The following is a 24,157-nucleotide window of genomic DNA, read 5'->3' as shown; positions in this document are numbered from 1 at the left end:
CGAAGAATGATGGCTCTCAATCTAGGCCCGCACGATGCATTTCACAAACGAGCTTTTCTGCGATGCATTGCAGGCGCAAGAAGCACATGTGCAAGCCCTTGCAGCGCACCGCACAGCATCAGATAAACGAAGCCGACGAATAGAAAGACCTGCGCGGGATAAACCATCAACCGGTTATTGAGTTGATTCGCGAGGAACGTGAATTCCGGCACGCCGACGATATACGCGAGCGACGTGTCCTTGATAAGCGACACCCACTGATTGACGAACGACGGCATCATCACGCGCACGGCCTGCGGCAGCACGACTTCGCGCAGCGCCTGCCAGCGCGTGAGCCCGAGCGACAGCGACGCCTGCCACTGCCCCTTGCCGATCGACACGATGCCCGCATGCACCGAATGCGACAGATACGCGCCGCCGATCAGCGCCAGCGCGCACACGACCGTCGCGAGTCCGGGCACGTTCACGTGCAGCAGAATCGGCATCAGAAAGAAGGTCCAGAAGATCAGCATCAGCACGGGAATGGCGCGAAAGAACGCGACGATTGCGGTCAATGCGAGCTGCACGAAGCCGCGCGTCATGGCGAGCGCGATGCCGCCCGCAAGCCCGACGATCGCCGCGAGCAACGCGGAGGCTATCGAGAGCGCCACCGTCAGCGCGATGCCGCCCAATGGTCCCGACGGAAACGCGCCGAGCAGGAGATAGCGCAGCGAGGCAAGCCAGTCGAAGTCGGTCATGCGTTGCCCCGGTGCAGCGCGTGTACGCCAGTGCGCTGCCAGACAACCAGTGCCACCTCGATGACAGCGATCGTCAGCACATAGAACGCCGTCGCCGTGCCGAATGCCTGAAACGTCCGGAAACTTTCGGTATCGATCTGACGCGACATGTAAGAAAGCTCCGCGACCCCGATGGCCATAGTCAGCGACGAGTTCTTCACGACGTTCATGTACTGCCCCGCGAGCGGCGGCGTCGCGATGCGTAACGCCTGCGGAAGGATGACATAGCGAAGCGCCGCGTAACGGCTCATGCCGAGCGCGGCCGCCGCCTGCTCCTGCGCGGCACTCACGCCGCGCATCCCCGCGCGAAACTCCTCGCCGATGAACGCCGTCGTGTAGCACGTCAAGCCGACCCAGCCGGCGAACAACTCGAAACTCGGCCAGCGCAATGCGAATGGTCCGAGCGTCGCGGCATGCGGCGTGTTGAGCCACGTCATCCAGCCGGACGGCAGCAAGGCGGCCGCGCCGAAATACCAGAAGAGCAGTTGCACGAGCAGCGGCGAATTGCGAAAGACGAAGACATACGATGCCGCAACGCATGCAAGCGCTGCATTGCGCGAAGTCCGCGCGATGGCCAGCACGAAGCCGAGCAGCGTCGCGCAGATCGCCGCGCACGTGGAAAGATTCAGCGTGACGGCGAGGCCCTGCTCCAGCCACGCGAGATATTTCGGATCGAGCCAGCCTTGCATGGTCGACGGCGATCAGCCAATCTTCTGCGGATCGCCGATCTTGAACAGTCGCGGGAGCGGCGCGGCGCTCTTCGGTCCGAACCACTTGTCGTAGATGCGCGTGGCTTCGCCGTCCGTTTCGAGCTTCGTGAGCGTGCCGTTCACGGCATCGAGCAGGCGCGTCTCGCCCTTCGGCACGCCGACGCCCTCGTAGTCGTTGGAGATCGTGAAGGCGGGAATCTCGTAGCTGGCCTTGTCGGGCACGCGTGCGAGCAGCGCGACCAGCTTCGGCCCGTCCTGCGTGATCGCCTGCACGTTGCCCGTGCGCAGCGCGGCGAACGCGAAAGGCGTGTCGTCATAAGCGACGATGGTCGCACTCGGGAATTTCGCGCGCACCTGCTGTTCGTTGGTCGTGCCCTTGTCCGCGCCGATGCGCAGGCTGTTGAGTTGAGCGGGTGACTTCAACACGCCCTTCTTCGCGATGAACTGCGTGCCCGATGCGAAGTACGGCGTGCTGAAATCGACTTCCTTCCTGCGTTCGTCGGTGATGGTGAAGTTGGCGAAGACGAGATCGACCTTGCCCGACTTCAGGAACGCGATGCGATTAGCCGGATTGGTCGGCTGCACTTCCAGCTTGACGCCGAGGCTCTTCGCCACGGCGCGCGCGTAATCGACATCGAGACCGACGATCTGGTTGTCCTTCGGATCGACGAAGCCGAACGGCGGGTTGCTGTCGAACGCCGCGACGCGCAGCACGCCCGCCTTTTTGATGTCGTCCAGCCGATCCGCATGCGCGGCGGCCGATGCCACCGCCAGCAGTGCAGCAAGCACCGCGCCCCAGGTCTTGATTTTCATGGATGAGATTCCTTGTGTGTTACGCCGGTGTGCGTCGCGATGCGTCGGCACGATGACGAGGCTCGCACTCTATCGGCGCGGCGGCCCCGGTGGAACGAAGTTTTTGTCACGTCGAAAGAAGGCAGCGCGATTTGGCGGGATGCGCGCGGCCGCGCATTTACGCGTGATCGACTCGAACGCCGATGCGCGACATCCAACCGCATCCGACGATGCAGTTCCCGCGGACTGCGTCGCGCGGGTGCATGATTGCGCGCGGCGCTATGCCTTTGACGCAGCTTTCTCAGTGCGCGCGGCCCAGTAGTTCGTAGCTCGCGTCATCCGCTGCACTCGAACGCTGGCCGCGACGCCAGCCCACAACTTGTCGATAACTGCCCGTGAGCGTCGCCGCTCTGTCGACGTTCACGCCTGATGTCGTCTGAGGCGCGACGTACAGCGCGTCTTCGGGGCAGTACAGTTCGCACATGAAGCACGTCTGACAATCGTCCTGCCGCGCGATGACCGGCGCGCCGTCCGGCCGTGCCGATGCATCGAACACATTGGTCGGGCACACGCGCACGCAGATATCGCAGCCGGTGCAGCGTTCGTTATCGATGCGTTCGATCATGCGGCCACATCCTCCTTCGCTACCTGACGCACCGTGTGGCGCGCGACCCAGACTTCGTCGAGACCCCCGCTCAGCAGACGATGCCGCTGCGCCGCATCGGCCGCCTCGTAATCCTGCCGGCGCGCCATGCCGCGCGTCTCCGTGCGGGCGAGCGCACTGCGATACATCCAGCGCGACACGGCGAGCATCGCGGCGGCTTCCCGCGCACGCACCGCCTGGTTTCGATCCGATACCGCCGCGCCTCGCACTTGATGCCACAGCGTATCGAGGCGCCCGAGGGAGTCTTCGAGCAGATCCGCGCGACGCGTCCAGTTGCGCTGCGTCGGCAGCACTTCGTCCTGCACCGCGCGGATGATCGCGGCGGCATCGATGGGCGCGTTTCCGCCGCCGTCGCGCAAGGCCGCGCCGCCTGCGCGGAGCAGCGTACGCGGCGTGCGCCGTGCGCGCACCGTGCGGGCGTGATCGGCCGCGCCCGCGCCTGCCCACAGACCCGACGACATCGCCCATGCGGCGTTGTGGCTGCCGCCGCCCGTGAAGCCGCCGCAGATCAGCTCGCGCGTGGCGGCGTCGCCGGCGGCGTAGAGGCCGGGAACGGAGGTCGCGCAGGTCGCGTCGGTCACGTGCAGGCCGCCCGTGCCGCGCACAGTGCCTTCGAGCCGCAACGTGATCGGGAAATGCTGCGTAAAGGGATCGACGTTCATCCGGTCGAACGGCAGAAAGAAGTTCGGCTGCGAGCGGCGCATCCACGCGCGAATATCGGCATCCGTGCGGTCGAGGCACGCGAACACCGGTTGCGATTCCAGCGTCTTCGCGATGACCCCACGTCCGTGCGATGAACCCGCGCCAGGGATCGCCGCGCCGCTTGCATCGTAGAAAGAGGCCCAGTTGTAGAACAGCGATTTCGTCACCGATGAAAACGCCGGTCCCAGACCGTATGCGTTCGAAAACTCCATGCCGGAGAACTCGGCGCCGGCTTCGGCGGCCATCAGATGGCCATCGCCCGTCAGCACGTTGCAGCCGAGCGCGTTGCTCAGGAACGCACAGCCGCCCGTCGCGATGACGACGCTGCCGGCCCGCACGCGCCAACTCTCGGCGATCTGCCGATGCACGCCCGCCGCGCCCGCCACCGCGCCGCCCTCGTCGACAAGCAGTTCCAGGGCCGGACTGTGATCGAGAATGCGCACCCCCGCTTCCTTCACGCGCTTGCGCATCAGCCGCATGTATTCGGGGCCCTGCAACGAGGTGCGGCGCGCGTTTCCGGCAGCGTCGATGGGAAACGGATAGCCCCATTCCGCCAGGCGCTCGCAGTTGATGTAAGTCTGCTCCAGCACGCGATCCATCCACGCGTGCTCGGCCAGTTCGCCGCCGAGTGCGTAGCGGCTCGCCCTGGCGCGTGCGCGCGCTTCCTCGTCGCGGGGCACGTACCAAACGCCGGTGCCCGAGGGCGCCGTCGCGCCCGATGTACCGCAAAAGCCCTTGTCCGCGAGCACCACGCGCGCGCCTTTCGCGGCGGCGCCGAGCGCGGCCCACGCGCCCGCCGGCCCGCCGCCGATCACGAGCACGTCCGCGTCGTAATGACCTTGTCCACCGGATACGCCAACGCGTTGCGTCATGCCTGCTCCTTCCATGCGGCGAGCCGCTTCTCGGCGATCAGCACCGCCTGATTGAAGGCGAGTCCGAGCAACGCCAGCGTTATGATGCCCGCGTACATCTTCGGAATCTCGAAGGTGAATTGCGAATAGTTGACGAGATATCCGAGCCCCGCCTTCGCGCCGACCATCTCCGCCGCGATGAGCACGAGTATCGAATACGCGCCCGCGATGCGAATGCCCGTGAACACCGACGGCACCGAAGCAGGCAATACGACCTTGACGAACAATTGCAGCGGCCTGAGACCCATCGATCGCGCGGAGCGGATCAGCAGCGGATCGACGTTGCGCACGCCGCTCACGGTGTTGAGCACGACGGGCCAGATACACGAATAGACGACCATCGACACCTTCGACGTTTCGCCCATGCCGAGCATGAGCACGAACACCGGCAGCAAGGCGAGCGGCGCGGTATTGCGAAACAGTTCGAGCAGCGGATCGAGTACTTCGGCCAGCGTGCGATACCAGCCGATGAACAAGCCCAGCGGCACACCGATCGCTACCGCGATGGCGAAGCCGCTCAGCGCGCGCGCCGCGCTGGCGAGCAGATGCAGCCACAACTCGCCCGACAGCGCCATGTCGTACAACGCGCGAAGCACCACGGAAAACGGCGGCAGAAAAGTCGCGTCGACCCAGTTCAGACGCGGCAGCGCTTCCCACAGCGCCAAGAACGCCACGATTGCGATGCTCGACCGAACCGCACGCGGCAAGCCCCACGCGAGACGCGCGGGCGCTGCGATGACCGTACTCATCGATTCTCCTTCTAAGTTGGATCAGGCCGCATGCGCGACCTGCAAATGTCCCGCGCCGCGACGCGAGCGGATGAGTTGCCAGATCTCGTGCCGCAAGCGCACGAACTCGGGCGTCGCGCGCACGTCCTCGTTCGTATCGCTCTTCGGCACGTTCACCGGCAGCACATGCGTGATGCGTCCCGGCGTCGCCGCCATGACCAGCACGCGCTGACCGAGATAGATGGCTTCGTCGATCGAATGCGTGATGAAGACGATGGTCGTCCCCGTGCGTTTCCAGATGCGCAGCAATTCGTCCTGCAAGGATTCGCGCGTCTGCGCATCGAGCGCGGCAAAGGGCTCGTCCATCAGCAGCACGTCGGGTTCGTAAGCGAGCGAACGCGCGATGGCGACGCGCTGCTTCATGCCGCCCGACAATTGATGCGGATAGCGGTCGGCGAACTCGTCGAGACCCACGAGTTCCAGAAAGCGCCGCGCCCTCGCATGACGCTCCGCCTTCGCGACGCCCTTCGCTTCCAGGCCAAACGCGACATTGCCGAGCGCCGTCTTCCACGGAAACAGCGCGTACTGCTGAAACACGATGCCACGATCCAGTCCCGGCCCTTCGACCTCGCGGCCGCCGATCAGAATGTCGCCTGAATCCGGCAGCGTCAGTCCGCCGATGAGATCGAGCAGCGTGGTCTTGCCGCATCCGCTCGGGCCGACGAGCGAGACGAATTCGCCCGCGCGCACGCGAAAGGAAATGTCGTCGAGGACCGCAAACCGATCGCGCTGATTCACGCGATATCCCTTCGCGACATTGCGCACATCGATCGATGCACTCATAGCTGCGCCTCCCGATGCATCAGTGGCTGGCCACTGCCTGATTGAACGGATTGAACTGGTTCGAATACACTGCGTCCGGCGTCACCTGTCCGGGCTTGAGCACGCCGTTCTTCACATACCAGTCGATATAGGTCGTGAAGTCCTCGGCCGCGATCACCCCGCCCTTGCTGCCCACGCCCGGCGACTTCCAGTAGTTGACGATCGACGTATCTTCATTGCGATGCCGCGCCTCGACGATCTTCTTCAGGCGTGCGACGACTTCATCGCGCGGCGTCGTGCGCGTCCATTCGATCGCGCGCGCCGTGCCGTCGACGAACTTGCGTACCGTGTTCGGGTTCTGCGCGATGAAGCGGTTGGTGAACAGATAGCTCGCGTAGCCGTACGAGCCGAACTGCGCGTAGTCGGTCGTGAGCAGACGCGCGCCGCCATCGGCGATGAGCTTGTCCTTGATGATGTCTTCGAGGAACACGGCATCGAGCTGCTTTTGCTTGAGCAGTTGCGCGAGGTTCACCGGAGGCGCGGGCACGAACGTGACCTTGTCGATATCGGCCTGAGACAGCCCCGACTTCTGCAAATACGCGGTCACGAGATACTGCTGATACGCACCGGGCGTATTGACGCCGATCTTCCTGCCGACAAGATCGCGCGGCCTCTTGATCGCGCTGTCCTGCAAGACGAAGAGACCGCCGTTGGTCTCTTTGTCCGTGCCGACATACGAAATCACCGCCTTCACGGGCGCGTGCGCCGCGATCAGCTTCACGATGGAGCCGTTGAACGCGCCGCCGAAATCGACATCGCCGGTCACGGCCGCCTGAATGTCCTGCGGGCCGCTGGTCGTGTTGCCGATCCACTTCAGTTTGATGGGCGCGAGATAGCCCAGGTCTTCGGCAAGCTCGGGATACAGGACCTTGCTCGCCCAGCCCTGATAGCGCAATTCGAGCTTCTCGGGCGTTTGCGCCGATGCCGCCGTCGCGCTCGCGGCGAACGCGACGACGGGCAACACTGCATGAATGATTTGCTTGATGACAGTCACGCGCGCGCCTCCGGTCAAAACACGCCGTCGTGTTCGAGCGTGATGCGATGAATCCGCCGCTTCGCCGCGCCGTAATCGCGCGCTGCGTAGTGCTGCACCTGACGGTTGTCCCAGATGGCGACATCGCCCTGCTTCCATTCGAAGCGCGCCTGCACTTCCGGTGTCTTGATCAGATCGTAGAGATAGTTGAGCAGATTCTGGCTCTGCGTCTTCGAGACGCCGAGAATATGACTCGTGTGTCCTTCGTTGACGAACACGAGCTTGCGCCCGTTCTCGGGATGCGTCTTGATGACGGGAACTTCGATCGGCGGATACTTTTGCGCGGCATCGCGAAAGCGCGCGAGTCCGGCTTCAACGCTGGTTTCTTGCGTGCCTTCGGGAATCTCATAGCCGCTCAACAGATCCGCCAGCGCGTCCTTTTTCGGCGAAGCGACGAACGTGTTCACCGCGGTCAGCTTTTCGAAGTAGTGGGCCAGATCGGGATCCAGCAGGTCGTAGACTGCCGACGACGAGGCCCAGATCGTGTCGCCGCCACCGCCTTCGGGAATCTCTTGCGCATGGAGCACCGTGGCCTTGGGCGGCTGATGCTGCCACGAAACATCGACGTGCCAGTTATCCGTGCCGCCCGAGCGGGTCTTGTCGCCGCCGTGAGCAATGACCTCGATCTCGGGAAAGCCTGAGACGGCTGGCAGATAAACGTTCTTGCGGATCGGATTGCCGAAGATGCGCGCGAGCGCCACGTGCTGTTCGGACGTGAGCACCTGTTCACGAAAAAAAATCACGCCATGATCGACGAGCGCCTGACGCAGCGTTTGCCGATTGTCCTCGCTGAGCGGCGCCGCGAGATCGACGTTATCGATGATCGCGCCGACGAGCGGCTTGTAACGCCGCACGCGCAAATCCTGATGGCCTTCCGTTTGCGACTGCGCTTGCCGATGATCCAGCACCGTGCTCATGAGCTTCTCCGTGGTAGTTGAGTCGTTCAATCAGACCATCGGGTAGCGGTACTTCGCAACGAAGCTTTACGAGCAAGCGTATGAGCGCATCGTCGATGACCTTCTTCACGTCTGCACTCCAATGCTTCGTGCAATGCGCTATTTACGGATTGCCAGCGGATGTCCTATGTTTTTAGGTTGCGTCTATCGCAGGCGCACGCCCACATGCCGCTTCAGAAGACGATTCGCGGAACCACAACCTCTGGTCCTCGATTCACTGGATTCGATCAACCGACTCGGAATCTAAATGACCCGTTTGTTACATTACAAATAAGAATTCGTTCGTTCGACTTCGTTAAGTGCGACCGTAATATCCGGCTTCCCTCGAAACTCATGGTTAATACCTATCCAAAGGAAGCGAATGAAACGAGTCGCACTCGCCGGCGCCGCTGGCTTATTGGTTGCCCTTCCCGGCATCGTTCAGGCACAGAGTTCCGTCACCTTGTACGGGCTCATCGATGCCGGCATCGCCTATACGAACAATCAACGCGGCGCGTCCAACGTGCAGGCGACGAGCGGCAAGCTCAACGGCAGTCGCTGGGGTCTGAAGGGCATCGAAGATCTCGGCGGTGGTTACAAGGCGCTGTTCACGCTAGAAAACGGCTATCGAGTCAACGATGGCACTCTCGCTCAGGGGGGGCGCGAGTTTGGGCGACAAGCGTATGTGGGCGTGGCGAAGACGGGCATCGGAACGCTGACGCTCGGGCGTCAGTACGATCCGAACACGGATCTCGTCGCGCTGTTCGCTGGGCCGGGATTCTGGTCGCCCGCCACACACGTCGGCGATAACGACAATCTGAATCAGACCTTCCGTATCAACAATGCCGTGAAGTTCAAGAGCGATACGATCGCGGGCGTCACGGTCGATGCGCTCTATGGGTTTAGCAATCAGACCAACGGCGGCGGGGGCACGGGCTTCGGCAACAACCGCGCGTGGGGCGTATCGGCGAGCTACGCCAACGGGCCGTTGCAACTCGGCGCGGGCTATCTGCTGCTCAATCATCCGAATGCCGCCTCGAACACGAGCGGCGCGATCGGCGGTGCATCCAGCACCTCCGGCGATGACTACAGCGGCGCGTTCTTCTATGGAGTCAACGGCGGCGTCACGCGTCAGCAGGTTGCAGTCGCAGGCGGCAACTATGCGTTCGGAACGCTGGCGACGATCGGGTTTGCATGGAGCCACACGCAACTTGACTACAACGACGGCTCGTCGCGCAAATTCAACAACTACGACGTGAATGGGCGCTACAACATCACACCCGCAACGACGCTGATCGGTGTCTACAGCTTCACCGACGGCCGCGCCAACAGTCTGCCCGGAACCGGCGGCGCGACGCTCAAACCGCGTTGGCACCAATTCACGCTGGGGGTCGATTACGCGTTGTCGAAGCGCACGGACCTCTATCTATCGGGCGTCTATCAGCTCGCGGCGGGCGATGCCTCGACGCGCGTCGGCAATGGCTATCAGAAGATCGCCGCTATCGCCGATGCGGGCACGCCTTCATCGACGAACCGGCAAGTGGCGGCGTTCGGCGGCGTGCGCGTGCGCTTCTGAGGGGTGCCGTTTCTCTCATAAGCTCGACGCAGCCGTGCTGATAACGATCGAATAATCCATTCGTTTGCACCTTGAAATGGCCGACGTATCGTACTTTCGGTGCTGCGAAGGGAAATATGCGGTACTTGCGGACCTGACAGCAACGGAGCACCCCCGGTGCGCAACGCCTAAGTCGAGGTCCGCCTTCAAATCATCAGGAATAGAGTCATGGCGACAGGTACGGTCAAGTGGTTCAACGATGCTAAAGGATACGGATTTATCACTCCGGACGACGGCACCGATGATCTCTTCGCACACTTCTCCGAGGTACGCGCCGAAGGGTTTAAAACCCTGCGCGAGAATCAGAAGGTGAATTACGAGGTCAAGCAGGGACCGAAAGGACGGCAAGCCTCGCAAATTGATCCGCTTTGAGACCATGCGAGGGCTATCTTGACGGGCCGCATTCGGCAATTAACTTTGCATTGGTCGTAAAGCCTTCGCACGCTGTTCGCCGCGATCAGCAGATAATCAATGCGCAACCGCCTACCGGGTGCCATCTGGAACGAGCCCGTCCGGGCACCGATTCGCGCACCATACAGCAACACCGCAAGCCGCTTCATTTGACAGCGACCACGATGTGTGTGAGCGGGCCCCGCGTGATCATATGCAATGGAAGATACAGGGAATCGCAGATGATTTCATATCACAACGGAGCTGCGATTCAGGCGTCCGCAGTCCGCAAGGGCAATCTTTTCATCGCCCGCGCATCCATCCTCGAGGAAGATGGAGAGTCGACTTGTCTTGGCGATCTCGGCGTCTTCGCGAACAAGAAGGGCGCGTGCCAGTTCGCCGTCCGCTGTGCTGCGGCGTTCATCGATGGTGAGCTTATGCCGCTTCCTCCCTGCCGAATGACCGCGGACTGGACAGACAGCCGCCCGCGTCGCCCCACCCGCTTGAACAGGTGACACCCAACGAGTAAAGCACCGGGACCGACGCGCTTCGAAGCGAGGATCCTTCCGAAGCCGATGCGACAGCCACGCTCGCGAGGGCAATCAAGCGGGCAATAACGCTCGATAGCGTTATCAGCCAGGCGCGGTCGCGGGTCCGTACCGCTACGGGTTAAATGGCCGTGCCGCTGCTGCAAAGCCACGGCGCGACGTTGACCGGATATGCATCCCGCCACCTTGTACGAATCACTGCTCAGGCGCGCGCCAGACGGACCAGACCATCAGCCGGCAGGTGTGCTGCGACACGCGGTGCAGTGCCACGCGGCGGCGTCCATTCAGTGAAGGCACTCATCAAGGACGAACACAACTTCGTTACGTCCAAACTCCAACGTATCATTTAATGAGCCGCACATGACACGATCCACCCGACAGTTCGCGCTCGGTGCATTTCTAATGCAGACCGGCCACCATATCGCCGGCTGGCGGCATCCGGATGCCCAGGCCGACGCAGGGAGCAACTTCCGCCACTATGTAGAACTGGCGCGGCTCGCGGAAGCCGCGAAGTTCGACGCAATTTTTCTTGCGGATTCCTCAGGCGTACGCTCCACGCATCTGCCATCGCTTGCACGCACGGCCCGCAGCGATTTTTTCGATCCGGTCACATTGCTTGCTGCGCTCGCCGCAGTGACCGAACGCATCGGCCTGATTGCGACCGTGTCCACGTCGTTTCACGAGCCGTACAATGTGGCTCGCCGCTTCGCCACGCTCGACCAGATTTCCGGCGGGCGCGCCGGTTGGAATCTGGTGACGTCGAGCAGCTCGACCGAAGCGCAGAACTTCAACCGCGAAACGTTGCCCGATCACGCCGAACGCTATGAGCGCGCCGCCGAGTTTCGCGACGTCGTACTGGGCCTGTGGGATTCGTGGGAAGACGACAGCTTCGTGCGCGACAAGGAGAGCGGCATCTATTTCGACGCTGACAAGCTGCACGTGACGCGCCCGGGCAAGGGTAACTCGCCGGGGCGCTATGCGCCCCTCAACCGCACCGCGCCGTTCGCCCGTCTGACGACACACGAGCAGTCCTTCACATCTATTGAACCACTCAGAACTTGTGTCGGAAGCCGACTCGCACCAGCGCCTGATGATCGTTGCTCGACGGCGAACTCTGGTTATTGATCGACGCGATCGCCGCGCGATTGCGCGAGTCCGTCCCCGACGCCTTCTGATACACGCCGATGAAATACACATCCGTGCGCTTGGACAGGAAATAATCGACGCCGACTTCCCCCTGATGATAAGTCGCCCCGTCGTTGCTTCCGGTCGCGGAACTCACGCTGCCGCTGTCCGTGTAGATATACGCGGCGCCGAGCAGCAGCGCGGGCGTCAACTGGTACTTCAGGTTGAACTCAGCGCTGTTGAAGGTTGCATTGCCGCTGTAGCCTGAAGGATTCGGTCCGCTCGACGTATCGCCGAGCCCCTTGAATGCGATATTCGAATACGTGCCGCCCACCGTCAGCGCGCCGAAGTTGTACGCCGCGCCCGCGCTGATGACCTGATACGTATGCGCCGAAAGATAGCCGCTGAATACGGGATACACCGAGTTCGCCGCTGTCGTCGACGGCGTGCCCGATGTCGAATTACCGAAGAAGCTCACGTTCGGATTGCGCGCATTGATATAGCCGACGCCCAGCATCAACGGACCGCTCGCATAACCCGCGCCGAGCGACCAGATCTGATTGCGCGATACATCGCCCGCGACGCCTCCGAGGCTATACGTGCCACCGAACGAGAAACCGCCATACGACACACTCTTGAACTTGATCGCATTGTTCGTCCGAGACGCGTTGTTGAGGTTGTCGAGATCGGCCGGATGCGCGCCGATGTTCCCTGCCCACTGGGCGCCCACCGAGAGCGGTCCGACGAAATCGACATTCAGGTCGTATTGCCGCCCGAGCGTCACGGTTCCCCATGCGCCCGACAAGCCCACGAATGCCTGACGACCGAATTCGAGGCCGCCCTGCCCCAGCTTGCCAGTACTCGGGTCGAAACCGCTCTCCAGCGTAAAGATTGCCTTGAGGCCGCCGCCGAGATCCTCGCTGCCTTTGAATCCCCATCGGCTTCCGGACAGCACGCCGCTTTGCATCGCGTAAGAGCGACTACCGTTCATGTTGGTATTAAAGTTCAAACCTTCATCGACGACGCCGTACAACGTCACGCTACTCTGCGCGTGAGTCAGACCGGACAGGCTCATGCCTGCCATTGCCAGCCAAAGCTTCTTTTTCATGGGTGTAGTTGATGGTCGAGACGCGATGACGCCTCCGCTCAGGAGCGGTGGATTCGCCATGCGCTCTTCAGGAAATGAAACGCGATGTGTGAAAGACGACGACCGTGTTGTCTCAGGCGTTAAGCGGAACCATCCCGCACCAGAACATCCAGTCGCTGCCCGTCTCGATGTCGTATTGGCGCACGCGCGTGAGGCGTCCGTCGGCCTGACGGCGAAACACCGTGAGCGCGGCCGGCACGCGGCGCAGCGTCTCGCCGTCGCGCACTTCCATCGGTTCGATGGCGGCGACGACCAGCATCTTTCCATCGGGATGCAGCGAGAACGTGCGCGGATGAAAACGCTCGGTCGCGACGTTCTGAATCAGCGTCGGCTCGCCTGTATTCTGATCGATCTCGAAGACCGCGATATTGTTTTCGCCGCCGACGAACACGTCATGGCCCGCGAGCTTCGTCGTGCCGTCGGCGCGATTGGCGAGGTACACGAAGCGCCCGTCACGCGACACATGAATAGGGCCGACGATCTGTTGCGGATGAAGATTCGCGGCATCGGCGAGCGTGGTCTTGACGAAGCGCGGCGTTTGCGCCAGATGTGCATCTTTCAGGTCGAACACCTGAAGCTGATTCTCGCGCTCCATTGACACATACATCCACGGCTTCGCCGGATGAAAGTCCACGTGGCGCGGACCGAAACCCTGACCGCCGCCCGGCGCGACGGACTGTTCATCGGTCAATTGCCCGTCGCGCAGACTGAACGCCTTGATCGCGCCGGGATCTTCCGGCTTGGTCGCGGTGGCGTCGTTACCGCGCGTCGGCAAAATCACCGTGCGGTCATCGGGCGCCACGCGCACCTGATGCGCGTAGATGCCCGCGTCGATACGCGCATTTTGCGAGATCGCCGCGCCGACCGCGCCGTTCGTGCCGAGCGGATGAACTGTGAGATCGCTCGGTGCGTTATAGGCGACGAGCAGAAACTTGCCCGTCGAATCGAGCGTCACGTTCACCGGGCGATTCGCTAACGGCAGATCCGCACCGAACGGCGACAGCCGTCCCGTGTTCTTCTCGATCTTCAGCACCGCGATGCCGTGATGATCGTCCTTCTTCGTCGAATAGCGGTTGCTATAGGCCACGTACAAAAGCGGCAGCGAAGGATGCGGCCACGCATATTGCACCGCTTCCGGCGTCTTGTAGGTGGCGACGACGGCGAGCGTCTGCGCCGCCGTATCCGGCCGATACACCGTGAGCGTATCGCCAACGGCTACATAGAACGCCGCATTCGTGTGCGCTCTCGATACGAGTTTCGCCGCATGACTGATCAAGGGCGCAAGCAACGCGCCCGCTGCGAGCTTGCAAAAGCCGCGCCGCCCGATCGCTCCTTTTTCATTCTTCACTGCGTGTCTCCTTTTGTTTTCGATGAAGCCGGAATCACATCCGATGCATCACGCCGGGTGCATCACGCTTGCACGGCAAGCGGCGCTTCGGTGTAATCGCAGGCCACCCATTCGAAGTACGTCTTGAGCGCCGTGATGAGCGACACGTGCGCCGGATGCGGCAAGTAACGCTCGACCGCTTCGCGATCGTCGAATGCGGACTCCAGCACGTAGTCCCAGCAGATCTGCCGATCGAGTTCGTTCGCCGATACCTTCCAGTCGCGAATGAAATCGATCTCGTCGCGCAGGTTGCGCATGCGTTCGACGAGCTCGCGTTCGAGTTCCGGCTGACGCTCCACGTCCGCGCGCCGCCTGAACAACACGATGTGGCGCATCATGATTTCGGGCCCAGGTTATAACCGCGTCCCTCGTAATCGAAATCGACGAGTTCGTTGATCGCGACTTCCTTCTGCGCCGGCGATGCGTAATACGCGCGAATCTCGCGGATCAGACCGCTCGATTCATCGAAGACATACCATTCGTCGCCGCGCAGCGCGGTGCCGACTTTGGATTTCCAGTGCGTCCACTCGATCACGGCTTCGTGGCTGTCATGGCTCACGAGAATCTTTTCGATGGTCCATTGCGAGCCGAGATGCTCGACGCACCATTGCCACTTGCGCGCGATCGTGTCCGCGCTGCGCCACGGAATGTCCGGCAAGCCCGACGGAAAGTAATGCACCGCATCGGGCGTGAAGCACGAGACCAGCTTGTCGTAGTCGGCTTCGTTGCAGGCGTCGAAGTAACGGCGAATCAGTGCGGCGTATTTGGCTTGATCGACTGCGGCCATCATTGCGCTCCTTTGCCAAACACCGGCTTGATTTCCGGACGGCCAGCGGCGAGCCAGCGGCGATAGTCGTCGTAGGTTTGCGGGCTCGGCGGATACACGCCCCACAACGGTTCGCCCGCCGCGATACGCATGGCGAGATAGCGCTCCAGTTCGTCCTGCGTCGTGCAGAAGTCCGCGAGTTCCGCCGCGAGATGCGGCGGCACGACCGTGATCCCGTCCGCGTCGCCGACGATCACATCACCGGGATAAACCGCCACGCCCGCGCAGCCGATCGGCACCTGCAAATCCGCGACATGGTGATACGAAATGCGCGTCGTCGCCGTCACTTCGCGGCAATACGCAGGCAGCGGCAACGACGCGATCTCGCTGCCGTCGCGCAACGCGCCGTCGGTGATGATGGCGCGCGCGCCGCGTGCGATCAGCCGCGTCACGAGAATGTTGCCCGCCGATGCCGCGCGCGGATCGTTACGGCTGTCGATCACGAGCACGTCGCCCTGCTTCACCTGCTCGATGCCCTGCCATTGCAGATTGTCTTCATTGGGCTTGGTGGTCATCGTGCCGTACGTGTCGATGCCTTCGCGCGCCGGAATGAAGCGCATCGTGAACGCGCGTCCCGCGAACGGCTCGACGTTCTTGTTCAGCGCGCGCAAACCGACGAGCGCCGGCTGGCGATAGCCGTACTTGAACAACTGGGTGGTCAGCGAGCCGCTGCTCACCTTCGCGAGCTTGGCCAGGACTTCGTCGCTGACCTCGACGTCGCGCAGCGTCGCGGTATCGAGCGCGTCTGAATAGTGATGAACTTTCACGGTGTCTCTCGAAAACAAGTTGAATAAGCACAGTTCCAATCGGCGGGAATCGAATCCTTCGCGTCTGTGCAGCGTGAAGAGAATGCTATAAGCTTCTCCCACTCGATGAAACCATCGAAAATCCGATTTGATCGCGGAAGTTCCAAGGGGTGGAAATGGCAATTGGCGACGGCACGGCATCGCTCGACAAGGCGCTGAGTGTTCTGGATTTGATCGGCGCGGCGACGCACGGCATGAACAACGTCGATCTTCTTCGCGAGACGGGGCTGCCGAAGACCACGCTGTATCGCATCCTCGCAACGCTTGTCGAGCGTGGACTCGTGCGGCGCGATCAGCTGCATCGCGTATATCGGCTCGGCTTTCGGTATCTCGAGCTGGTACGCAATGCTTATCTGATGCCCGATCTCGTGGCGTCCGCGAGCATGGAGTTGCGCGCGCTGCGCGATCTGACCGGCGAAACCGCGTATCTCGCCGTTCTCGACGGCAGTTCGGTGCTGTCGCTCGAACGTTGCGACGGCGCGCATTCGCATCGCTCGGCGGCGGCGCTCGGGCAAAGCAAGCCGCTGCACTGCACCGGCCAAGGCAAGGCGATTCTTTCGCGCCTGCCCAAGGACGACGCCGAGGCGCTCATTCGCGCCATCGATCTCGCGCCGCTCACCGAGCACACGATTACCGACCGTCGCCGCCTGCAAGTGGAACTGGGCATTACGGCAGCGCGCGGCTACGCCATCGACGACGAGGAAATCGTGATCGGCATTCGTTGCGTGGCCGCGCCCATCGTCGATGCGGCGGGCAAGGTGCGCGGCGCGTTGAGCGTCGCCGGGCCGGCGTACCGGCTCACGCGCGCGCGGCTCGAACTGCTCGGGCCGGAAGTGGCGGAAGCGGCGCGGCGCGTCGGCTCGCAACTCGCCATCTCGCGGCAGGTCTCGGGCACGGAGGAAATCGAACCCGTCAGCGAGCAGTGGGCGTTTCACGGCGCGCATCCCGTGTGGGACGCGAAGCGGCGCGTGCTCTTTTGGGCGGATACGCTCGCGCCCGCCGTGCGTTGCTTCGACGGCGCGAAGGACAGCCTCTTCGCGCGCGTCGATTCTCCGATCACCGCGATGGATGTGTCCGACGACAAGGTGATCGTGGCGTTCGGCGGTCGTCATCACTGGCTGGATAAAGAGGGCCAGCTTCACGGATTTCCCGCAGGCTCAGCATGGTGCGATCCGGCCGTGCGATTGCTCTGCGTGGACGCCGAAGGCCAGCACTGGGCCACGCTCGCGCGCGACACGTCGGAGGTCGAAATCGGCGTCATCAACGAGAAGGGGCGGTTCGTCGCGCGCTGGCGCGCGTCCGAGCCGATCGAAACCATGCGCTGGTCGGCGAACGACACCACGGCTTACGCCATCGCGCCGGATTCGGGCACCCTCTACATGATCCGCAAGGACGCCGCGCAATTGCGCCGATTCGCCCAGATGCCCAAGGGTTCGGGCCGGCTTTGCGGCATCGCGCTCGACGATTCCGGCGGCATCTGGACCGCGCTCGGCGATGGCTGGAGCGCCGTGCGCTTCGCGGAGGACGGCTCGGTGGACCGGATCGTGAGTCTTCCGGTCGCGGTGCCGACCGGCCTCGCATTCCTGCAACACGGCGAGCGGCCGTTCCTGTATGTCACGAGCGACCGGCATCTCCAGACGCTCGAATCGCTCAACACCGCACCGTGGTCCGGGCACCTGCTGCAAGTGAGGCTATGACTGCGCGCGAATCTCCACCGCCGCCATCTGTTCGATGATGCGGATCACCGCCGTGTGATCCGCATCGCCCAGACCCTGCGCGATCGCGCTCTTGTAGAACTCGTGGACGATGCCCGCGAGCGGCATCGGCGCATCGATGCCGCGGCTCAGTTCCAGTGCGAGGCCGAGATCCTTGTACTGCAGCTTGCTCTTGAAGCCCGGCTCGAAATTGCCGCGCAGCACTTCGGGCGCGCGCACTTCCAGCGCCCAGCATCGGGCCGCGCCGTTCGACAGCACATCCACGATCTTCTGCGGATCGACACCAGCCTTGGTGCCGAGCGCGAGCGCTTCGCCCATCGCGAGCACGGTCGCCGCCGCGAGCACCTGATTGCAGGACTTGACCACCTGCCCCGCCGAATTGCCGCCGACGTGCGTCACGCGCTTGCCCAGCGTCTCGAAGATCGCGCGGCATCGCTCGAAGGTTTGCGCCTCGCCGCCGACCATGATGGACAGCGTGCCGTCGATCGCGCCTTTCTCGCCGCCGGAGACGGGCGCATCCAGCATGCGCGCGCCGGCCTGCACGAGCGCCTCCGCGATCTCGCGCGTGGCGACCGACGAGATCGTGCTCATGTCGATGACAACCTTGCCGTCGGTCATCGCATGGATGATTCCCGCCTCGCCCAGCACGACTTCGTGCACGTGCGGCGTATCCGGAAGCATGGTGATGACGATGTCCGCCTGCCGGGCGACGTCGAGCGCGCAGGCTTGTGCAATCGCGCCCGCGCGCGCCGCCTGATCGACGTCGGCCGACGTGCGCGAATAAACGTGCACGGCATAGCCCGCCTTGACGAGATTGGCGACCATGGGCTTTCCCATGATGCCGAGACCGATGAAGCCGAGGGTCTCTTTCATGTGTCGATGACGCTCTTATCTGTTAGACGGTGACGCCGAGCGGCCACGGAACGAACTCGTTCGCGCCGACGCCAAGCGCCTCGCTTTTGGTCGGCTCGCCCGACGCGTGACGGACGATCTGCTCAAAAATGGCCTGTCCCATTTCCTCCAGCGTCGCCTCGCCGTCGATGACCGTGCCGCAGTTGATGTCCATGTCCGCGACCATGCGCACGTACATCGGCGTATTGCTGGCGAGCTTCATCGTCGGCGCGGGTACGGATCCGAAGCACGATCCGCGTCCCGTCGTGAAGCAGACCATGTTCGCGCCGCCCGCGATCTGCCCCGTCGCCGAGACCGGGTCGTAGCCGGGTGTATCCATGAAAACGAGGCCGGGCTGCTCGACGCGTTCGGCGTATTCGTACACTTCCATCAATGGCGCATTGCCCGCTTTCTTCGCGCCACCGAGCGACTTTTCGAGCACGTTGGCAAGGCCGCCCGCGTTGTTGCCGGGGCTGACCTGTCCGTTGATCTGCGTGTCGCGGCCTTCGTTGTACTTCAGCCACCAGTCGATGCGCGCGACGAGCTTGCGCCCCACTTCGACCGAGCGCGCCCGCGCTGTCAGCGTTTGCTCGACACCGTAGATTTCCGATGTCTCGGAGAGAATCGCTGTGCCGCCGTTACGGATCAGAATCTCCATCGCGACGCCCAGCGCCGGATTGGCCGACAGCCCCGAGAAACCGTCCGAGCCGCCGCACTGCAAACCGACCTTGATATGTTCGACCGACACCGGCTCGCGTTCCACGCGCTCGGCGACCGGCAGCATCGCGCGCACTTCCTCGATGCCGCGCGCGATCGCCGCGCGCCTGCCTCCCGCCTCGTCGATGGAAAGCGTGCGCAGCATGTCGGAAGGACTGAGATGCTGATCGGCGAGGAGCGCGGCGAGATCGTTGTCATCGCCTTCGGCCGTGACGATCAGCGCGCCCGCCGTGTTCGGATGCGCCACGTAGCCACCGATGGTTCGGCGCAGCATCTGCATCGGCTCGCCGCTCAGCTCCATGCCCGCGCCCTGCTCGTGCGTGTACGGCGCGACGCCATCGACGTGCGGATACGCGCGCAGTTCGTCGGCATCGAAATGTTCGGCGATCTTGCGCGCGACCATCGCACCTCGATGGCTCAGCGCGAACACACCGATGTAATTGCGTGTCGCCACGCGGCCATCCGCGCGCACGTAGCCCATGAAACGCGCGCGCGCTTCGGGCGGCAGCGGATCGAGCGGCACGTAGTCTTCCGCGTACCGGTAATCCTTCACGAGATCGCCGAAGCTGATGTTGTGGCTGTGCATCCACGTTCCGGCCGGCACGTCTTCGCTCGCGAAACCGATGACCGTGTTGTACTTGAGAATCGGCTCGCCGCGTGCAATGTCGCGGCTCGCAACCTTGTGCCCCGAGGGCACGAGTTGCAGTGTCACCAGATGTTCCGCCGCGACTTCCGTACCCTGCGGCACTTCCATGCGCGCCACGACCACGTTGTCGTTCGCATCGAGACGAATGAACGGGTTGCGCACCACGCGTTCGGACGGATTCACCGTCGATGTGATGTTGAGCGCCTTCGGTCCTACCGTCGTTACAGCCATTTGAACATCTCTCCGCTATGCAAGAACACCGATGTGCCACGGCACGAACTGACCTTCGCCGAGTCCGAGTTCCTCGCCGCACGTCTCTTCGCCCGACGCATGCGCGATCCATCGCGCGAAGATGCGTTCGCCCATTTCCTGCGGCGATACCGCGCCGTCGTTCGCGGCGCTTGCGTCGATATCGAGGTCCTCGCCAAAGCGCGCGTACTGCGCGGCGTGCATCGCGATCTTGACGGTGGGCGCGGCGGTGGAATCGGACGGAAACGAATCGCGCGAGGCGAAACTCAGCAACGTCGCGCCCGATGCAACCAGACCCGACGACGCGGCCGCTTCGTGATGCGGCGCGTCCATCAGCAACAATCCTTTGGCGGGCAGCGGATGCGCGTAGCCGAACACGGCTTCGAGCGGCGTCGAACCGCTGCAGGACAGCACGTGCGTGTGGACGCGAGGCGTATCGCGCCCGGCGGTGTACGTGTTCCACCACGTAATGCGCTGTTCGAGCTGCTCGCGCACGTTGCCCGAAATCGCGCGGCTTATCAGCGCGGGCGCGTTGTTCGCGGTGTCCGTGACAATAGCCGTGCCGCCGCTTTGCACGAGCTTGTCCACCGCGTACCCGATGGCCTGGTGAACGGCGCGCTCGCCGTCGTCGCGGTCCGCCTGCAGGCCGACGACGAGCTCGCTCACCGGCACCGCCGTGCGTGCCGTTTCATTGGCCGTGTCGAGCATGCTTTCGATCGCGGCGATGCCTTGCTCGATCGCTGCGTGCGTGCCGCCGACTTCCTGCAGCACGACCGTCTGAAGCATCGGTCCTGCTTCGAGACCTTCCTGTTCGAGGAAGCCGTAAATGTTATTGCGCTCACAGCCGAGCGCCATGACTACCGCGCCGGCGAGATTCGGATTGCGGATGCTGCCGCCGAGCGTGCGCCGCAGCAGGTCCATCGGCTCGCCGCTTTTTTCCATGCCGCAGCCGAGTTCGTGGATGAACGGCACCACGCCGTCGATGTTCGGATACGCCGCGAGGCGCTTGCGGGAAAAGTGCGCGGCGACCTGTCGCGCGGCCGTCGCGGCGCAGTTCCCGACGATCACCACGCCGAGATAATTGCGTGTGCCGACCCGTCCGTCTGCGCGGCGATAGCCGTCGAACGTGGGAATGTCTTGACGAATGCTCATGGGGAAAATGTCCTGATTTCTCGTGCAGTGCATTCTGTCACCGGAGCTGTGCACGAACAATTGCGCGACGACTAATTTCGCGCCTCCAGTTCCACGACATGGAACTCACGCGGTTCCGCGCGCAACGACCTCGAAGCCGATCTCCACCTTGCGCGCGACGGAATCACCTGCATCTGCCGCATTGAACCGGTCGAGCAGAAGCGTGGCCGCATGCAGGCCGATTTGACCCGCGTCGATCCGCACAGTCGAAAGCGGCGGTTCGAGATCCGCGGCGAAATCGAAATCGCCGAAACCCATAAGGCCGAGGTCACCGGGCACGTGAAGACCGCGATGCTGCGCCTCGATCAACGCGCCTTGCGCCAGCAGATCGATGCTGCAAATCACCGCGTCGAGTTTCTTGCGACCGTCGAGCAGCAGACCCATGGCCTGCCGGCCCTGCCGCATGCTAACCGGCGCCGGAACGAGTTCGGCCCGCGCCACTTTCACGCCCGCGTCCGCGAGCGCCGCGACGCAGCCCTTGCGGCGCGCCTGCGCGCGCGCGTCGTCGCTCCAGATCAGCCCGATGGAGCGATACCCTTTCGCTGCCATGTAGCCGCCCATCGCGCGGCCGGCTTCCACGTGATCGAAGCCGACCTGCGCATCGATCGGATCGTCATGCAACTGCCACGTCTCGACCACGGGAATGCGGCGCTGCTTCAACTGCGCGCGCACGGCCTTGTTGCGCACGGGCGTGGTCAGCACGATGCCGTCCGGCCGGCGCTTCAGAATCGATTCGATGAGCGCTGCTTCGTTCTCGCCCGCATAGCCGGACTGACAGACGAGCAACTGATACCCCGCCGCCTCCAGCGCTTCGCCGAGCCGTGTGATGGTGTTGATGAACGCGCGGTGCGCGAAGGTCGGAATGACGGCGATCACGAGGCGGCTGCGCTGCATGGCGAGACCGCCCGCGAGCAGGTTGGGCACGTAGCCCGTTTTTTTGATGGCGGCACGCACGCGCCGGGCCGTGTCTTCCGACACTTTTTCCGGATGATTGATGACCCGCGACACCGTCACGAACGACACGCGCGCCAGTCGCGCTACGTCGTGCAGCGTGGCGGTTCTTAAGGGATTCGCGGCGGAATTGTCGACAGACGTGGAGTCGTTCATCGGGGCATCGTCATTTCTGAGGTTTTCGGGTCGATTTCCATCATGTGGGTCTGCGCTACCCGTTGAAGCCCGGTGTTAGGTCAGCCCGCATTGACATTGTCTGTCGACATCTTAGTATATGTAAGCGTTTTCATGTGTAAACGCTGTCATAGGGGAAACGCGCAGCACGGCGTATCGGTTCCCTACTCGAATAACGGCTGGCTGTCGCGTGGCGCTCGAAGAAGCGCGTGGACATGGTGAACAGTGAGCGGAAAGCATACGGAGACGGACATGAGCGGAAATGAGAGAACCTGGGCGAACGAACGCGAGCCACGCGCCGCGGCGCCCGCAACTTCGGCGAGCCGGGCGACCACCGACACGGGACGTTGGCGCTTCGGGATGCTCGCGCTGATCACGATCGTTCTGGCCCTGAGCAGCGGCGACCGCGCGGCGCTGTCCGTCGCGGGCACCGACATGGGGCGCGAGCTGGGCATCACGACCATCGAGATCGGTTATCTCTTTTCTGCGTTCAGCTGGGCGTATGTGATCTTCATGATCCCGTCGGGATGGCTCGCCGACCGTATCGGTTCGAAAAAGTCGATGTTCTGGGCCGTGGCGATCTGGTCCGCATTCACCGTCTGCATGGGACTCGTGCACTTCGTCGGGCTGGTGTTTCCGCTGCTGCTCGCGCTGCGCTTTCTGCTCGGCGTGGCGGAGTCACCCGTCGGGCCCGCTGCGACGCGCGTCATCGCGTCATGGTTTCCGTCGTCGGAGCGCGGCATCGCGGGCGCCATCTTCAACAGCGCGCAATACCTCTCGCTCGCGGTCTTCACGCCGTTCATGGGCTGGCTCTGCTACCGGTTCGGCTGGGAGTACGTGTTCATCATCATGGGCTGCGTGGGTTTCGTGATCGCGGCGATCTGGATTCGCTTCTACTATCTGCCGACGCAGCATCCGCGTCTGACCGATGCCGAACTCGCGCATATCCGCGAAGGCGGCGGTCTCGTCGATTTGCAAAGCCGCAAGCGCGAGCCGGGCACGTCGCAACGCTCGACGTTCGCGGAAATCGGCCTGCTGTTCAAGAGCCGCATGTATCTCGGCATGTTTCTCGGGCAGTACTGCATCGCCGCCGTGACGTGGTTCTACGTGACGTGGTTCCCCATCTACCTCGTCAAGCAGCGCGGCTTCGACATTCTGCAAGCGGGTTTCGTCTCGTCGATTCCCGCGCTGTGCGGTCTCATCGGCGCGGTCTTCTCCGGCTTCGTCTCCGACGCGCTGCTCAGGCGCACCGGTTCGCTCAGCTTCGCCCGCAAGGGACCGATCGTGACCGGCGTGCTGCTCAGTTCCACGATGATCCTCTGCAATTACGTGGACACGCCCTGGGTCGTTGTCGCCGTGATGAGCGTCGCGTTCTTCGGCAAGGGTTTCGGCAATCTCGGCTTCAGCGTCGTCGCCGATACCGCGCCGCGCGAAATGGTCGGCGTGACGGGCGGCGTCTTCAATGCGCTCGGCAACGTCGCGGGGATCATCACGCCGGTCGTGATCGGCTATCTGCTGCATTCGAGCGGTTCGTTCAACAGCGCCCTTCTCTATGTCGGCGCGCACGGCATTGTCGCGGCCTGCTCGTATCTGTTCATCGTCGGCAAGATTCGCAGGCTGAGCCTCGAAGAAATGGCGTCGTAACT

The 24,157-nt window shown here is 63.1% G+C and carries 23 protein-coding genes and 1 pseudogene; 6 read left to right on the top strand and 18 right to left on the bottom strand.

The genetic code is table 11. The features are described 5' to 3' along the window. Nucleotides 1-41: 41 nt before the first annotated feature. The 9 genes from AC1Z32_RS08750 to AC1Z32_RS08710 all read right to left on the bottom strand — a co-directional run bounded on the left by AC1Z32_RS08750 (nucleotide 42) and on the right by AC1Z32_RS08710 (nucleotide 8,115). Nucleotides 42-737, bottom strand: coding sequence for an amino acid ABC transporter permease (locus tag AC1Z32_RS08750; RefSeq protein ID WP_483478340.1), 696 nt, complete (start codon nucleotides 735-737; stop codon nucleotides 42-44). Next, nucleotides 734-1,465, bottom strand: a complete 732-nt coding sequence (locus AC1Z32_RS08745; protein ID WP_483478339.1) for an amino acid ABC transporter permease — start codon at nucleotides 1,463-1,465, stop codon at nucleotides 734-736. The genes AC1Z32_RS08750 and AC1Z32_RS08745 overlap by 4 nt, the downstream gene beginning before the upstream one ends. 12 nt (nucleotides 1,466-1,477) lie before the next feature. Continuing rightward, nucleotides 1,478-2,299, bottom strand: a complete 822-nt coding sequence (locus tag AC1Z32_RS08740) for an ABC transporter substrate-binding protein (RefSeq protein ID WP_483478338.1) — start codon at nucleotides 2,297-2,299, stop codon at nucleotides 1,478-1,480. Nucleotides 2,300-2,579: 280 nt separating this feature from the next. Beyond that, nucleotides 2,580-2,903: a 4Fe-4S dicluster domain-containing protein gene (locus AC1Z32_RS08735; protein ID WP_483478337.1), complete on the bottom strand. Its 324-nt coding sequence runs from the start codon at nucleotides 2,901-2,903 to the stop codon at nucleotides 2,580-2,582. Further along, a complete protein-coding gene (locus tag AC1Z32_RS08730) occupies nucleotides 2,900-4,516 on the bottom strand; it encodes an FAD-dependent oxidoreductase (RefSeq protein WP_483478336.1) in 1,617 nt (538 codons plus the stop codon). The genes AC1Z32_RS08735 and AC1Z32_RS08730 overlap by 4 nt, the downstream gene beginning before the upstream one ends. After that, nucleotides 4,513-5,304, bottom strand: a complete 792-nt coding sequence (locus AC1Z32_RS08725; RefSeq protein ID WP_483478335.1) for an ABC transporter permease — start codon at nucleotides 5,302-5,304, stop codon at nucleotides 4,513-4,515. Before AC1Z32_RS08725 ends, AC1Z32_RS08730 begins: the two co-directional genes overlap by 4 nt. Nucleotides 5,305-5,325: 21 nt before the next feature. Beyond that, nucleotides 5,326-6,126, bottom strand: coding sequence for an ABC transporter ATP-binding protein (locus AC1Z32_RS08720; protein WP_483478334.1), 801 nt, complete (start codon nucleotides 6,124-6,126; stop codon nucleotides 5,326-5,328). A 19-nt stretch (nucleotides 6,127-6,145) separates the two neighbouring features. Beyond that, the gene (locus AC1Z32_RS08715) at nucleotides 6,146-7,159 is read right to left on the bottom strand and encodes an ABC transporter substrate-binding protein (RefSeq protein ID WP_483478333.1); all 1,014 of its coding nucleotides are present in this window, start codon (nucleotides 7,157-7,159) and stop codon (nucleotides 6,146-6,148) included. Nucleotides 7,160-7,173: 14 nt separating this feature from the next. Then, complete coding sequence (locus AC1Z32_RS08710; RefSeq protein WP_483478332.1) at nucleotides 7,174-8,115, bottom strand: TauD/TfdA dioxygenase family protein; 942 nt, start codon at nucleotides 8,113-8,115, stop codon at nucleotides 7,174-7,176. A gap of 400 nt (nucleotides 8,116-8,515) precedes the next feature. Here AC1Z32_RS08710 and AC1Z32_RS08705 point away from each other — a divergent pair, with 400 nt between their 5' ends. The 4 genes and pseudogenes from AC1Z32_RS08705 to AC1Z32_RS08690 form a co-directional block, all read left to right on the top strand. After that, the gene (locus AC1Z32_RS08705; protein ID WP_483478331.1) at nucleotides 8,516-9,709 is read left to right on the top strand and encodes a porin; all 1,194 of its coding nucleotides are present in this window, start codon (nucleotides 8,516-8,518) and stop codon (nucleotides 9,707-9,709) included. A 207-nt stretch (nucleotides 9,710-9,916) separates the two neighbouring features. Further along, the gene (locus tag AC1Z32_RS08700) at nucleotides 9,917-10,120 is read left to right on the top strand and encodes a cold-shock protein (RefSeq protein ID WP_061169333.1); all 204 of its coding nucleotides are present in this window, start codon (nucleotides 9,917-9,919) and stop codon (nucleotides 10,118-10,120) included. A 260-nt stretch (nucleotides 10,121-10,380) separates the two neighbouring features. Next, nucleotides 10,381-10,653: a hypothetical protein gene (locus tag AC1Z32_RS08695; RefSeq protein ID WP_483478330.1), complete on the top strand. Its 273-nt coding sequence runs from the start codon at nucleotides 10,381-10,383 to the stop codon at nucleotides 10,651-10,653. Between the two features lie 393 nt (nucleotides 10,654-11,046). Then, nucleotides 11,047-11,628: pseudogene (locus AC1Z32_RS08690) on the top strand (LLM class flavin-dependent oxidoreductase); the annotation flags it as partial. Nucleotides 11,629-11,737: 109 nt separating this feature from the next. Here AC1Z32_RS08690 and AC1Z32_RS08685 read toward each other — a convergent pair. From AC1Z32_RS08685 to AC1Z32_RS08665, 5 genes are all read right to left on the bottom strand, one after another. Further along, on the bottom strand, nucleotides 11,738-12,919 hold the full coding sequence (locus AC1Z32_RS08685) for a porin (protein WP_483478329.1): 1,182 nt from the start codon (nucleotides 12,917-12,919) through the stop codon (nucleotides 11,738-11,740). Between the two features lie 112 nt (nucleotides 12,920-13,031). Beyond that, nucleotides 13,032-14,306 (bottom strand): lactonase family protein, encoded by a 1,275-nt coding sequence (locus AC1Z32_RS08680; RefSeq protein ID WP_483478328.1) that lies wholly within the window; start codon nucleotides 14,304-14,306, stop codon nucleotides 13,032-13,034. Between the two features lie 62 nt (nucleotides 14,307-14,368). Beyond that, entirely contained in the window at nucleotides 14,369-14,683 is a 315-nt protein-coding gene (locus tag AC1Z32_RS08675) for a Dabb family protein (RefSeq protein ID WP_483478327.1), read from the bottom strand. Then, the gene (locus tag AC1Z32_RS08670) at nucleotides 14,680-15,132 is read right to left on the bottom strand and encodes a nuclear transport factor 2 family protein (RefSeq protein ID WP_483478326.1); all 453 of its coding nucleotides are present in this window, start codon (nucleotides 15,130-15,132) and stop codon (nucleotides 14,680-14,682) included. The genes AC1Z32_RS08675 and AC1Z32_RS08670 overlap by 4 nt, the downstream gene beginning before the upstream one ends. Next, nucleotides 15,132-15,938: an RraA family protein gene (locus tag AC1Z32_RS08665; RefSeq protein WP_483478325.1), complete on the bottom strand. Its 807-nt coding sequence runs from the start codon at nucleotides 15,936-15,938 to the stop codon at nucleotides 15,132-15,134. Before AC1Z32_RS08665 ends, AC1Z32_RS08670 begins: the two co-directional genes overlap by 1 nt. Before the next feature lie 155 nt (nucleotides 15,939-16,093). Here AC1Z32_RS08665 and AC1Z32_RS08660 point away from each other — a divergent pair, with 155 nt between their 5' ends. After that, complete coding sequence (locus AC1Z32_RS08660) at nucleotides 16,094-17,674, top strand: IclR family transcriptional regulator domain-containing protein (RefSeq protein ID WP_483478324.1); 1,581 nt, start codon at nucleotides 16,094-16,096, stop codon at nucleotides 17,672-17,674. Here the strand turns inward: AC1Z32_RS08660 and AC1Z32_RS08655 are convergent. The 4 genes from AC1Z32_RS08655 to AC1Z32_RS08640 form a co-directional block, all read right to left on the bottom strand. Beyond that, a complete protein-coding gene (locus tag AC1Z32_RS08655; RefSeq protein ID WP_483478323.1) occupies nucleotides 17,669-18,565 on the bottom strand; it encodes an NAD(P)-dependent oxidoreductase in 897 nt (298 codons plus the stop codon). The genes AC1Z32_RS08660 and AC1Z32_RS08655 overlap by 6 nt on opposite strands. 22 nt (nucleotides 18,566-18,587) lie before the next feature. After that, nucleotides 18,588-20,177, bottom strand: coding sequence for a UxaA family hydrolase (locus AC1Z32_RS08650; protein ID WP_483478322.1), 1,590 nt, complete (start codon nucleotides 20,175-20,177; stop codon nucleotides 18,588-18,590). 15 nt (nucleotides 20,178-20,192) lie between these two features. Then, nucleotides 20,193-21,347 carry a UxaA family hydrolase gene (locus AC1Z32_RS08645; protein WP_483478321.1) on the bottom strand — a complete coding sequence of 385 codons (1,155 nt, stop codon included), beginning with the start codon at nucleotides 21,345-21,347 and terminating at the stop codon, nucleotides 20,193-20,195. 105 nt (nucleotides 21,348-21,452) lie between these two features. Further along, a complete protein-coding gene (locus AC1Z32_RS08640; RefSeq protein ID WP_483478320.1) occupies nucleotides 21,453-22,493 on the bottom strand; it encodes a LacI family DNA-binding transcriptional regulator in 1,041 nt (346 codons plus the stop codon). A gap of 270 nt (nucleotides 22,494-22,763) precedes the next feature. Here AC1Z32_RS08640 and AC1Z32_RS08635 point away from each other — a divergent pair, with 270 nt between their 5' ends. Further along, nucleotides 22,764-24,155 carry an MFS transporter gene (locus tag AC1Z32_RS08635; protein WP_483478319.1) on the top strand — a complete coding sequence of 464 codons (1,392 nt, stop codon included), beginning with the start codon at nucleotides 22,764-22,766 and terminating at the stop codon, nucleotides 24,153-24,155. The last annotated feature ends 2 nt before the right edge of the window (nucleotides 24,156-24,157 follow it).

The sequence above is a fragment of the Caballeronia sp. 11_S32 genome, assembly GCF_056930355.1.
Note: the sequence above shows the minus strand (reverse complement) of the source record. Positions and strands in the feature narration are given on the sequence as shown.